Below are 12,174 nucleotides of genomic sequence, written 5' to 3'. Positions count from 1 at the left end.
GCGACCGCCGCCTGAAGCTTGGCGGCGCGTGATCCTCGTCAGGAGGGCAGCGGGAGCCAGGCGAGGACGTCGCGGATCGTGTCGTCCCAGTGCTGCCAGTCGTGGGTGCCGGCGCTGAACCGCGACGTCAGCGGGACACCCCGGGCGGCGCAGGCGTCGCGGAAGCGGACGTTGCCGTCATACAGGGCGTCCTGCGTGCCGCACCACTGGAAGAGCGGCGGCGGGTCGGTGACCTTGTCCAACAGCGCGAACAGGTCGTCGTCGCCGCCGTCGAACGGGGTGTCGCCGAACACCCGCCGCCACATGAGCGGGTCCACCTCGGAGACCATGGTGCGCATCCGGTCGCCGAGGTCGAGGACGCCGGAGAGGCTGGCGGCGGCACCGAAGCGGTCGGGGTGGCGCAGGGCGAGCTTGAACGCGCCGTAGCCGCCCATCGACAGGCCCGCCACGAACGTCTCCTCGGGGCGGCTGGACAGCCGGAAGAAGTTCCGGGCGATCGCCGGCAGTTCCTCGCTGACGAACGTCCAGTACGGCCGGCCCCACGCCTCGTCGGCGTAGAAGCTGCGCTGCACCTGCGGCATGACGACGGCGATGCCGAGCTCGGCGACGTAGCGCTCGATCGACGTGCGCCGGGTCCAGATGGTGTCGTCGTCGCTGAGGCCGTGCAGCAGGAACAGCGTCGGCACGTCGCCGTCGCGGCCCCTGCCGCCGTCGCTGCTGGCAAGGCCGATCTGCCCGGTCGTGCGCTGGGGCAGCACGACGGTCATCGAAGTGCTGACGCCGAGGACGTCGGAGAAGAAATCACAGCGCACGAGAGCCATACCCCACCCTAAACACCGCTTAAGGTGGGCGATGTGGAACCCCGCGCCAACGCCGCCCTTGCCGCGTTGTCCGTGGCGACATTCACGTTCGTCACCGTCGAGGTGATGCCGATCGGCCTGCTGACCCTGATCGCGGACGACCTGGGGCGCACCCGCACCGAGGTGGGGCTGCTGCTCACTGGGTATGCGGCGGTCGTGCTCCTGCTGTCGGTGCCGATGGCGGTGCTGACCCGGCGGATGCCGCGGCGGCTACTGCTCGGCGCGACGCTCGGGGTGGCGGCGGCCGCGACGGCCGTGTCGGCGGTCGCGCAGGGCTACGCGATGCTGCTCGGGGCGCGGCTCGTCGTGGCGCTGACGCAGGCGCTGTTCTGGTCGATCGTGGCGTCGACCGCGACCGCGATGTTCCCGCCGTCGCAGCGCGGGCGGACGGTGGCCCGCATGTCGATCGGGGCGTCGCTCGCGCCGGTGCTCGGGGTGCCGCTGGGCACGTGGCTCGGCCAGCAGCTGGGCTGGCGGGCCGCGTTCGGCGTGATGGCCGTCATCGGCGCGGCGACCTGCGTGGCGGTCGTGGCGCTGCTGCCGCTGTCGCTGCCCTCCGGCGAGGCCTCGGCGCGCGCCGTCGCGCCGGACCGGCGGCGGTATCTGCTGCTGCTCCTGGTCACCGCGCTGGGCGTGGCCGGCGCGATGACGGCGCAGACCTACGTGACGCCGTTCCTGCTGGACGTGACGCACTTCGACGCGTCGTCGCTCGGCCCGCTGCTGCTGGTCTCCGGCGCGGGCGGCGTCGTCGGCACGCTCGTCGTCGGCCGCTTCCTGGACCGGCACCCGTGGCCGGCGCTCGCGGTGCCCGTGGCGCTGCTGTGCGCGGCGTCGGCGGTCCTCTACGCCGGCGGCGACGTCCACGTCCTCGCGATCGCGTCGCTGGCCACGACGGGCGCGGCGTATGCGGCGTTCGCGGCCGCGGTGCAGAACCGGGTGCTCCAGGTCGCGCCCGGCACCACCGACATGGCGTCGGCCGGCAGCAGCTCCTCGTTCAACATCGGCATCTCGGGCGGGTCGTTCGTCGGTGGTGTGATCATCGAGGACCTCGGCGTGCGGACGGTCGCCCTCGCCGCCGCCGTCCTCATCGCCGCCGCCCTCGCCGTGCTGCTGCTCGACCCGCTGCTGTCGGTGCGGACCGGCGGCGACCTGCCGGGCAACGATCACGAACCGATCAACGCCGCCGCATGTCCGGAAAAGTCCGGTAATCCGAACGTGTGACCGCTGTCGGATCTTCTACATTCACGCGGTGTATCTGCCGTAACGCGCGTGAAGTACGCCCGTCCGAACCGCTTCCAGCAGGCATAACATTGATCGGCCAATTCACGTGTACAAATGCGGTGGCGGCGGAAAGTGTACTCGGCGCGATGGTCGGTCTCTTCTACGATCGGGCTGGTCCAGGCAGTTTCCGATGACCGGGTGAGGGGGCAGGAATCGTGGCGGACGAGCATGCCGCGACCGTCCGCACCACGCCCGCCGAGAGACGAGCGCTGGCGCGCCGGCTCCGCGACGCCGAGACCCACCGCGCCTACGCCGCCTGCAACACCCTCACCGGCCCCCTCACCACCCCGGCCGGCCCCCATCTGCCGGTCGTGTACCGAAGCACGGCCCGCCCGGCGCAACGGTTCATGCTCAGCGTCCTCGTCTCGCTGAACCTTCTGACCGCGATCGTCTTCATCGGCTGGCTCGCCCTGCCCAGGCACGTCCCGGGCGCGATGTCCGGCGACCTTTCGGGCACCGTCGTCGTGGCCCGGGTCGCGTTCTGCCTCGTGATCCTCGTGGAACTGGTGCGGCTGCTGCAGAACCTCGCCGTATGGGTGTTCGCGTGGAAGGCCGCGGACCCGGTGCCGATGGTGCCGGAGCACGGGCTGCGTATCGCGATGCTCACCACGATCGTGCCGGCGAAGGAGCCGCTCGACGTCGTCGAGCGGTCCCTGAAGGCGATGCAGCGGGTCCGCTACCCCGGGCACGTCGACATCTGGATCCTCGACGAGGGCAACGACCCGCGCGTCAAGGCGATGGCGAAGAAGCTCGGCGTCAAGCACTTCAGCCGCCGCGGCAGGCCCGAGTTCAACCAGCCCGACGGGCCGTTCCGGGCCAAGACCAAGGCCGGCAACCACAACGCGTGGCGCTTCACCCACGAGCACGTCTACGACGTGGTGGCGCAGATGGACCCCGACCACGTGCCGCTGCCCAGCTTCCTGGAGCGCACCGTCGGCTACTTCCGCGACCCCGACGTCGCGTTCGTCGTCGCCCCGCAGGTGTACGGCAACATGTACGGCGGCTGGGTCGTGCACGGCGCGTCGGTGCAGCAGTACCTGTTCAGCGGGCTGATCGAGCGCGGCGGCAACGGGCTCGGCGCGCCGCTGCTCATCGGCACCAACCACCTCTACCGCCCCCTGGCGTGGGCGCTGATCGACGGCTATCAGGACAGCATCATCGAGGACCACCTCACGTCGATGGTCGTGATGGGCGCGAAGAACCCGCTGACCGACCGGCGCTGGAAGGGCGTCTACACCCCCGACGTCATCGCCGTCGGCGAGGGCCCGACGACCTGGACGGACTACTTCAACCAGCAGAAGCGCTGGGCCTACGGGGTGTGGGAGATCCTGCTGCGCAGCAAACGGTTCCTGAAGAACCTCAGCTTCGGGCAGCGGCTCTGCTACGGCCTGGTGCAGTCCTACTACCCGAGTGTCGCGCTGTCCGCGGTGTCCGGGACGGTCGCCACCGCCGCCTACCTGGGCTTCGGGATCGGCGCGATGCGGGTCGAGTGGCAGCTGTGGCTGACCCTGTGGTCGGCGAGCATGGGCAGCTGGGCGCTGCTGTGGCTGTGGCTGCGCCGCTTCAACCTCGCCGAGCACGAGCGTCGCGAGCTGGGTGTGCACGGCATGCTGCTCGCGTTGTTCGCGATGCCGGTGTACGTCGTCGCCGGCGTGTCCGCCCTGCTGCGCCGCCCACTGGCGTACGCGGTGACGGCGAAGGGCAGGCTCGCGTCCGCGGACGGGCTCGCCTCCTTCCGGCTGCACCTGGCGTGGGCGGGGGTGTCGGCGGCGCTGCTCGGCGTCAGTGTGTGGCTCGGCCACCACTCCGACGCGCTGCGCTTCTGGTCGGGGCTCAGCATCGTCGCCGGGCTGTGCCCGCCGCTGATCGCGTGGGTCACGTCGCTGCGCGACCGCCGCATCGTCGAGCAGGAGGCGGACCTGACCACGCAGACCGGGCCGCTGGTCATGACCGTGCGCGGCAAGGCCGCCGTGGTCCGCGAGCAGGTCACCACCACCTCGACGATCCGGCTGTCGGACCTGCCGCACGTGCCGGGCCTGGACCTGGTCGTCCCCGCCCCCCGTCCGGCCCCTGCCGGGTCCGCCGGGGCGGTCAGGGGTCCGGTGTGATCACACTGCCCCGGATCATGCTCGCCGTGCTGCTGCTCGTCGGCGGCTACACGTTCGTCGTCGCACCGGCCGTCGCCGCGTCGTCCGGCCCGGTGGTGCGCTGGGAGACGAAACGGTCGGAGCCTCGTCCCACGTACACACCCTCCCCGGGCGGACAGGTGACCTTCCCGCAGTCAGGGAAGGCCTTCTTCGGCGTGTTCACCTCGCGCGGGCCCGCCGACCTCACCGAGTACGACGGGTTCGTCGCCGCCGCGGGCAGACAGCCGCAGGTGATGATGTTCGCGCAAGGCTGGGCGGTGGCGAAGACGTTCGACCGGCAGCCGTTCGACCGGATCACGAACCGGGGCATGCTGCCGATGCTCGCCTGGGAGCCGTGGAACTTCCGGTCGGAGTCCAAACAGGACGCCGGCCGTGGCGACCAGCCCGACTACAGGCTGTCCCGGATCACCGGCGGCGCCTACGACGACTACATCAGGGCGTGGGCGGCGGGCATGAAGAGCCTCGGCTACCCGGTCGCGATCCGCTTCGCGCACGAGATGAACGGCTACTGGTACCCGTGGTGCGAGTCCGCCAACGGCAACCGCAAGGGTGACTACGTCGCCGCGTGGCGGCACGTCCACGACCTGTTCGAGGCGGCGGGCGCCGGCAACGTCATCTGGGTGTGGAGCCCCAACGTCTCCTACGACGGCTCGACACCGCTGCAGCAGCTGTATCCCGGCGACGACTACGTCGACTGGGTCGGCCTGTCCGGCTACTACGGCACCGGCGGGCTCGAGCAGTACCAGACCTTCGACCAGATCTACCGCAAGACCCTGGGCGAGGTCCGGTCGCTGAGCAGGCGCCCGGTCGTCGTCACCGAGATCGCCGCGACCGACGCCGCCGGGCGCAAGGCGGAATGGATCACTGACCTGCTCAGGACGCTGCCGAAGCACCCGGAGATCATCGGGTTCCTCTGGTACGAGGCGGTCAAGGAGACCGACTGGCGCATCGCCGCGACACCGGCGGCGTCGAAGGCGTTCGCTCTCGGCATCTCGCAGCCGTACTTCAGCGCGTCCTACACGCCCGGCATGACACCCCGCACCGCAGCCGCCAGGAGCACACCGTGACGGGATACATCGTCGGCATCGACCTCGGCACGTCCAACACGGTCGCGGTGATCCGCTCCGCCGACGGCCGCCGCCGCCCGGTCCTCTTCGACGGCGCGCCGCTCATGCCGTCCGCGGTCTTCCTGCAGGACAACGGGCAGCTCGCCGTCGGCCGGGACGCGCAGCGCCTCGCCCAGCTGGACCCCGCCCGCTACGAGCCCAACCCGAAGCGCCGCATCGACGAGCCGACGGTCCTGCTCGGCAGCACGGAGGTCCCCACGCGGGAGATGCTCGCCGCCGTGCTGCGCGCCGCCGCGGCCGGGGTCGCCGAGATCACCCGTACCCCGCCGCCGCTGGTGCTCACGTATCCGGCGTCGTGGGCGCACACCCGCCGGTCGCTGCTGCAGGAGGCCGCGGCCCTGGCCGGCTGGCCGCAGGTGACCCTGGTGCCCGAGCCGGTCGCCGCCGCCCGGTACTTCATCAGCACCCTCAACCATCCGCTGCCCCGCGGCGCCGCCATGGTCGTCCACGACTTCGGCGGCGGCACCGTCGACATCGCCGTCGTCCGTCACGACGTGGCCGGCTTCACCGTCATCGGCGCCGGCGGCCTGCAGGACATCGGCGGCCTCGACATCGACGCGGCCCTCGTCGAGCACGTCGGCGCGACCCTGCGCCACGCCGAACCGGCCGTGTGGCAGCGCCTGCAGCAGCCCGTGACGGCGCAGGACCGGCGCGACCGGCGGCTGTTCTGGGAGGACGTCCGCGGCGCGAAGGAGATGCTGTCGCGCACCGCCGCCGCCCCCGTCTCCGTGCCGGGCGTGGAGGCCGCGCTGCACCTCACCCGCGACGAGCTGGAGGCGCTCGTCGAGCCGATGCTGCGCCAGACGGTCGCGGAGACCGCGCGGGTCGTCGCGGCGTGCAGGCTCGCGCCGGACCAGCTCGCGGGCGTCATGCTCGTCGGTGGCTCCTCCCGGGTGCCGCTCGTGGCGCGGATGCTGCACCGGTCGCTCGGCGTCGTGCCGACCGTCCTGGAGCAGCCGGAGCTGCCGGTCGCCGAGGGTGCGGTCGTGCACCCGGCGGAGCTCGGCACCGCCCCGGCCACCGGCACCGCCCCGGTCGCCCCGCCGCTGCCGCGGCAGAACGTCTACCAGACCCAGGGCTATCCGGCGCAGCAGGTCGCCGGGCACACCGGCGTTCACGGCGCGCCGGTCTCCGCGATGCCGGTGTCGGGTGCACCGGTCTCCGCCGCCCCCATGTCGGGTGCTCCGTCGTCCGGTGCTCCTACGTCGGGCGTTCCGTATACCGGTGCCCCCACGTCCGGTGCCCCCACGTCCGGTGCCCCCACGTCCGCCACACCCACGTCCGCCACACCCACGTCCGCCACACCCACGTCCGCCACACCCACGTCCGCCACACCCACGTCCGGCGTTCCCCTGCCGGACGCCCCCGCTCCCGGCCGGCGCAGGCTCGTCCTCGTCGCGTCGGCGGCGGTGGCGCTGGTGCTGGTCGCCGGTGCCGCCGTGTGGTGGCTGACCAGGCCGGACCCGCTCGGCTCGTGGGAGGCGATGCCGAAGCTGCCGACCGCGCGGGGCAACGGCGAGCCCCTCGGCATCGAGGGTGCCGCCGCCGCGGTCCTGGACGACAAGCTGTACATCATCGGCGGCTTCACCGAGTTCAACCCGCGCGTCCAGCTCGACACGGTCTGGGTCTACGACCCGGCGAGCGGCGCGTGGACGGCGGGCCCGAAGCTCCAGCAGGCCGTCAGCCAGACAGCGGCGGTGGTGACCCCCGGCGGCGACCTGTTCATCATGGGCGGCTGGGCTCCCGACGGCGCCACCGAGAACGTCTTCAAGCTCAGCCCCGACCGCAGATCCTGGATCAAGGTCACGTCCCTGCCGGAGCCCCGCCAGGCCGGCGCCGCCGCGTACGACGGCCGGGGCATCATCTTCGCGGGCGGCACGGGCCGCGACAACCAGCCCAAGCAGGACGTCTGGGCACAGAAGGACCGCGACCAGGGCTGGGACCCGCTGCCGTCGCTGCGCCGCCCCCGCGAGAAGCTGACCGCCGCTGGCGACGGCGCCGGCACCGCCTGGTTCATCGGCGGCAAGGGCACCGGCGGCCCCACCACCGACATCGACGTCCTCGCCGAACGCCAACTCCAGCCCGCCACCGCGAAGCTCCCCCAGCCCCGCGAGGGCGCCTCCGCCGTCGTCCTGGAGGGCTTCGGCCTCTGCGTCCTCGGCGGCAACAAGGGCGACACCGTCTACAACTGGTGGTGCCTGAAGAACGGCGTCGCCGACCGCCTCCCGAAGCTCGCCGTCCCCCGCGCCGGCATGGCCGTCACCACCGCCGGCCACACCGTCTACGCCGTCGGCGGCTACAACACCGCCAGGAACTCCAACGGCACCACCACCGCCGAGCGCTTCACCGCCCACGAGTAGCCCTACACGACGGCGCCGACCTGTTTGACGTGCCGCAGCGCGGGCGCGGTCTCGACCCGTTCCACACCGGGGAGGGGGCCGACGCGGCGGGTCAGGTAGTCGTACAGGCCCGCCATGTCGGGACAGATGACGGTGGCGACGAGGTTGGTGGTGCCGGTCGTCGCGGCCGCGAACACGATCTCCGGGTGGGTGGCGAGGGCACGGCCGACGGTCTCCAGGTGGGCGGGGGCGACGGACATCCAGAGCAGGATGCGGGCGTTGAAGCCGAACAGCGCCGGGTTGACCTCCACGTCGAAGAACAGGGCGCCGGTGCGCAGCAGGTGCTCGAGCCTGCGGCGCACCGTCGACTCGGACCAACCCGTCGCGGTCGCCAGCTCGGGCAGGCCGGTGCGGCCGTCCCGGGCGAGGGCGGCGACGAGCGGCTGGTCGGAGTCGAGCAGCACGGCCGGGCCTTCGTCGGGCGGGGGCTGCACCGCGGCCGCTTGCGAGGGGCTGAGCGCGTTGGGGCCGGCGGCGTCGACCGCACCGCCGGCGAAGTTGTGGATCAGGCAGTGCGCCTTCACCGACTGGATCCGCGGGGTCTGCGGGAGCTTCACGAGCGCTCCGGCATGGCCAGCGGTGCGGTGAACACGTTCCGGCAGCTCGGCTTCGCGCTCGGCGTGGCTGTGTTCGGCGCCGTGTTCAGCCACCGGCCGGCCGGGCACCGTGATCCCCTGGCGGGCGTCGCCGACGCGCTCAACCGCACCCTGCTCGTCGCCGGAGGCCTCGCCCTGCTCGCCGGGGTGCTGGTGCTGCTGTTCGTCCGCCGCCCCGCCGGTACCGCGGCAGCCGCCGGATCAGCAGACCGGGACGCGACGCAGGTCCGGCTCGACCCGGCCCCGTCGGGCAGCCACTGAGTCCACGGTGGCGCTGCGGTGGACCCGGGGTGCGGGCGAGGAAGGCGTCGACGTCGTCCTCGCCCGCCCCGGCGGTGCGCCGGAGTATCAGGGCAGGGCGTCGACCCACGCGTCGTCGAGGTGCTCGGCGTACGGGCCGCCCGGCGGGTCCACGACCCACACGTGGATCATCTCCGGCAGGGTGGTGGCGACGGTGAGGCCCGGGCAGGACCCGAACGGCGTCACGACGCCGAAGCCCGGCGGCAGCAGGCCGACGCACACGTCGTGCGCGTGCCAGCGGGCGTCGCCGATGGCCGGCCCGGCGGCACCCGCGACGGGGACCTGGAACACCACGCCGAGCAGGAGCGCGCGGTCGCCACGGACGGCGTAGACGAGCTGCTCCGGCGCCTCGGGGTCGAGCACCCGGTCGTCGGCCTGGTGTCCCTTGTGCTCGAAGTGGACCTGCCGCCCGGTGCGGGGCCCGGTGGCGTGGTACCCGTCGGCCTCGGCGACGGACAGCGCGGCGTACCGGACGGTCGACGCCCGCACCCGCGCGGCGAGGTCCCGGGCGGCGGCGCGCTCGACGGCGGTCGCCGGCGGGCCGGCCGGGCGCTGGACCGTGCCGGCCTGGATGCGGTCGGCTTCGCCGTGGTCGTGGCCGGCGATCGAGACGACCCACATCGCGGTGCCGAACGTGAGCACGAGGGCGACCGTGCCGATCCGCGCCAGGACCCGCCGGGAGGCGACGGCGAGCAGCGCGAGCTCCAGGACCGCCGCCGTCAGGGCGACCTGGTCGGGGGGCGCTGCCCGTTCACCTGCCACGGCGACGAACAGGAGCAGCTGCGCCGGCACGAGAAAGCCGGCCTCGACCCGCCACGGCTTCCCGGCGACGCACCGCACGGCGAGCCACCCGAACAGCACCGCCGACACCACCGAGCCGAACCACGGCGACAGTCCGATGTGGACGACGGCGATCGTGGCGAGCAGGCCGGAGCACCACCGGGTCTCGGCATCGGCGGCCCGCCAGGCACGCAGCTGCACGAGCACCAGCGGCGAGGCGAGCAACAGCAGCAGGGCCCCGCGGTGCGAAGGGGCGATGCCGAGCCAGAAGTCACGCACGGGCGGTCACCCGCCGCGCGCACAGGACCAGCACCGTGACCGGAAGGACGAGCGTGGTGAGCAGGCCGGTGAGGTTGACGGTGAAGTCGAGCTGCGGCAGCACCCCGAGCAGCGCCTGCAGCTGCCAGCCCGCGACGGCGCAGACCTCCACGACCATCGTGGCGACGAGCGCCCAGCGGCGGCGTTCCAGGAGCGCGCCGAGGGTGATGAGCAGCGCGGCGTGCGCGACCGGCGCGACCGCGTAGACCGGGTTGAATCCCATGAGGACGAGCATGCCGAGGGTGCCGGTGAGCCCGAGCGCGCCCTGCAGCAGGAGCAGTCCCCGCACGACAGCCATACGCTCGAGGATCGGCCCTGTCGATGAGCTGGGGATGAGCGGACGTTAAGAGGACGGTGAGAGCGGCAGGTCGGCGACGAACGACGCGCCACCCCTGGCGTTGTTGGCCGCGACGATCGTGCCGCCGTGAGCGTCCACGATGGACAACGCGATGGCGAGCCCGAGCCCGGCGCCGGGGCCGGTGCGGGCCTCGTCGCCGCGGTGGAACCGTTCGAAGATCCGGCGTTCGGTGCCGGGCGGGATGCCGGTGCCGTCGTCGGTGACGTTGAGCTGCGCCCGGTCGCCGCGCTGGGTGACGGTGACCCACACGTTGCCGCCGCCGGTGGAGTACTTGACGGCATTGTCGAGCAGGATCCAGACGAGCTGCGTGAGCGCGTCGGCCGAGCCGTGCACGGGCGGCGTGGGGGTGACCGCACGGTGGAACGTCCGGTCGGGATGCTGCGCCTCCGCCTGCCGGCACACGTCGGACACGAGCGCGCCGAGGTCGACCGGGGCGAGGTCGAGGCCGGACGCGTCGGAGCGGGCGAGGGTCAGCAGGTGCTCGACGAGCCGGCTCATCCGGGCGCTCTCCCCGGCGATGTCCCGCACCGCCGCGGCGACGTCGTCGGGTGCCGCGTCGGGGTGCCGTTGCAGGAACCCCGCGTTGTTGCGGATCGTGGTGAGCGGCGTGCGCAGCTCGTGCGAGGCGTCGGCGACGAACCGGCGCTGCGCGGCGTAGCTGCCCTGCAGGCGCTCCATCATGGTGTTGAACGCGGCGGTGAGCCTGCCGACGTCGTCGCGGGCCGGCACCGGCGGCAGCCGCCGGGTGAAGTCCTGCTCCCGGCCGATCCGCTCGACGAGCCAGGTCAGCTGCCGCAGCGGCCGGAGCGCGCGACCGGTGACGAGCCAGGTCGCGCCGGCCGCGGCGGCGAGCGCGAGGACGGCGTAGACGAGGACGAGGACGAACAGGCCGCGCCGGTCGTCGGTGACCTTCCGGGTCGTCTGCGCCGCGACGACGTGCCCGCCTTCCACGCTTCGCACCGCGATCCGCACCGGCACCCCGACGTCCACGGTGGACTTCCCGGCGTCGCGGGCCGGCGCCTTCGGGAACCGGCCGTCCAGGGCGCCGGTGCTGAACACCACCAGCCCCTGGGTGTCGACGAGCATGACGAAGATGTCGGGACTGGTGCGGATGTCGACCGCGGCCGGTGCCGGCCCGTCCGCGGCGGCCGGCAGCGCGCCCACGCTCTTCGCCACCGCGTCGGCGCGCTCGGCGAGTGCGGTGTCCTGGCCGGCCGCCGTGCCGGCGGCGAGCAGGAGGAACACGGCGGCGCAGAACAGCCCGAGGGCCGCCCCGGCGATGCCGAGCCCGAACAGGGTGACGCGCAGCCGGATCGACATCACTGCGCCCGTAGGACGTAGCCGACGCCGCGGATCGTGTGCAGCAGGCGCGGCTCGCCGAGCTTGGCCCGCAGGTAGCCGACGTAGACGTCGACGACGTTGCTGGCGGTGGCGAAGTCCATGCCCCACACGGCGTCCAGCAGCTGCGCCCGGCTCAGCACCTGCCGCGGACGGGTGAGGAAGTGCTCCAGAAGCCGGAACTCCAGGGCCGTCAGGTCGAGCGGCACCCCGGCGCGGCGGCACTCGTGGGCGCCCGGGTCGAGGGTCAGGTCCTGAAACTCGAGCCGCTCGGGTCGCGTGCGCCGCAGCAGCGCCCGCACCCGGGCGAGGAGCTCGTCGTAGTCGAACGGTTTGACCAGGTAGTCGTCGGCGCCGGCGTCGAGGCCCTCGACCCGGTCGGCGGTGGCGTCACGGGCGGTCAGCATCAGCACCGGCAGGTCCCGGTCGGTCGCCCGCAGCCGCCGGCACACCCCGACCCCGTCGATCCCCGGCAACATCCGGTCGAGCACCACCAGGTCGGGCCGCTCCGCGGCGACCGCGTCGAGCGCGGCGGGCCCGCTGCCGGCGACGGTGACCCGGTAGCCGCCGTAGACGAGCGCCCGCCGCAACGAGTCGGCGAGGGGCGGGTCGTCGTCGACCACCAGTACGTGCACCACGGCACGCATCATAATTCCGCCACCGCCGACCG

General features: G+C 73.1%; 11 protein-coding genes. 5 read left to right on the top strand and 6 right to left on the bottom strand.

Annotation, left to right across the window (positions count from 1 at the left end; translation table 11 throughout):
* Positions 1–38 precede the first annotated feature (38 nt).
* Positions 39–821, bottom strand: a complete 783-nt coding sequence (locus ABZS58_RS06010) for an alpha/beta hydrolase family protein (RefSeq protein ID WP_354778091.1) — start codon at positions 819–821, stop codon at positions 39–41.
* 33 nt (positions 822–854) lie between these two features.
* Between ABZS58_RS06010 and ABZS58_RS06005 the strand changes: the two genes are divergently transcribed.
* From ABZS58_RS06005 to ABZS58_RS05990, 4 genes are all read left to right on the top strand, one after another.
* The gene (locus ABZS58_RS06005; protein WP_354778089.1) at positions 855–2,081 is read left to right on the top strand and encodes an MFS transporter; all 1,227 of its coding nucleotides are present in this window, start codon (positions 855–857) and stop codon (positions 2,079–2,081) included.
* Between the two features lie 215 nt (positions 2,082–2,296).
* On the top strand, positions 2,297–4,249 hold the full coding sequence (locus tag ABZS58_RS06000) for a glycosyltransferase (protein ID WP_354778087.1): 1,953 nt from the start codon (positions 2,297–2,299) through the stop codon (positions 4,247–4,249).
* Positions 4,246–5,355, top strand: coding sequence for a glycosyl hydrolase (locus ABZS58_RS05995; RefSeq protein ID WP_354778085.1), 1,110 nt, complete (start codon positions 4,246–4,248; stop codon positions 5,353–5,355). Before ABZS58_RS06000 ends, ABZS58_RS05995 begins: the two co-directional genes overlap by 4 nt.
* Complete coding sequence (locus ABZS58_RS05990) at positions 5,352–7,775, top strand: Hsp70 family protein (RefSeq protein ID WP_354778083.1); 2,424 nt, start codon at positions 5,352–5,354, stop codon at positions 7,773–7,775. The genes ABZS58_RS05995 and ABZS58_RS05990 overlap by 4 nt, the downstream gene beginning before the upstream one ends.
* Before the next feature lie 2 nt (positions 7,776–7,777).
* Here ABZS58_RS05990 and ABZS58_RS05985 read toward each other — a convergent pair whose 3' ends face one another.
* Entirely contained in the window at positions 7,778–8,371 is a 594-nt protein-coding gene (locus tag ABZS58_RS05985) for an Lrp/AsnC family transcriptional regulator (protein ID WP_354778081.1), read from the bottom strand.
* A gap of 12 nt (positions 8,372–8,383) precedes the next feature.
* Between ABZS58_RS05985 and ABZS58_RS05980 the strand changes: the two genes are divergently transcribed.
* Complete coding sequence (locus ABZS58_RS05980; protein WP_354778079.1) at positions 8,384–8,671, top strand: hypothetical protein; 288 nt, start codon at positions 8,384–8,386, stop codon at positions 8,669–8,671.
* 87 nt (positions 8,672–8,758) lie between these two features.
* Here ABZS58_RS05980 and ABZS58_RS05975 read toward each other — a convergent pair whose 3' ends face one another.
* From ABZS58_RS05975 to ABZS58_RS05960, 4 genes are read right to left on the bottom strand one after another with little or no spacing between them, the layout of a single operon-like run.
* Complete coding sequence (locus ABZS58_RS05975) at positions 8,759–9,769, bottom strand: hypothetical protein (protein WP_354778077.1); 1,011 nt, start codon at positions 9,767–9,769, stop codon at positions 8,759–8,761.
* The gene (locus ABZS58_RS05970; protein ID WP_354778075.1) at positions 9,762–10,106 is read right to left on the bottom strand and encodes a hypothetical protein; all 345 of its coding nucleotides are present in this window, start codon (positions 10,104–10,106) and stop codon (positions 9,762–9,764) included. Before ABZS58_RS05970 ends, ABZS58_RS05975 begins: the two co-directional genes overlap by 8 nt.
* A gap of 45 nt (positions 10,107–10,151) precedes the next feature.
* Complete coding sequence (locus ABZS58_RS05965) at positions 10,152–11,486, bottom strand: HAMP domain-containing sensor histidine kinase (protein ID WP_354778073.1); 1,335 nt, start codon at positions 11,484–11,486, stop codon at positions 10,152–10,154.
* Complete coding sequence (locus tag ABZS58_RS05960) at positions 11,486–12,139, bottom strand: response regulator transcription factor (protein ID WP_354778574.1); 654 nt, start codon at positions 12,137–12,139, stop codon at positions 11,486–11,488. Before ABZS58_RS05960 ends, ABZS58_RS05965 begins: the two co-directional genes overlap by 1 nt.
* Between the last annotated feature and the right edge of the window lie 35 nt (positions 12,140–12,174).

The sequence above is a fragment of the Dactylosporangium sp. NPDC005555 genome (assembly GCF_040605635.1).
GTDB lineage: Bacteria > Actinomycetota > Actinomycetes > Mycobacteriales > Micromonosporaceae > Dactylosporangium.
This window is presented reverse-complemented; position numbering and strand designations above follow the sequence as displayed.

Bases quoted from the DNA above. Each gene is read 5' to 3' on its own strand.
- ABZS58_RS06010 (WP_354778091.1), bottom strand. From the start codon at position 821: ATGGCTCTCGTGCGCTGTGATTTCTTCTCCGACGTCCTCGGCGTCAGC.
- ABZS58_RS05980 (WP_354778079.1), top strand. From the start codon at position 8,384: ATGGCCAGCGGTGCGGTGAACACGTTCCGGCAGCTCGGCTTCGCGCTC.
- ABZS58_RS05970 (WP_354778075.1), bottom strand. From the start codon at position 10,106: ATGGCTGTCGTGCGGGGACTGCTCCTGCTGCAGGGCGCGCTCGGGCTC.
- ABZS58_RS05965 (WP_354778073.1), bottom strand. From the start codon at position 11,486: ATGTCGATCCGGCTGCGCGTCACCCTGTTCGGGCTCGGCATCGCCGGG.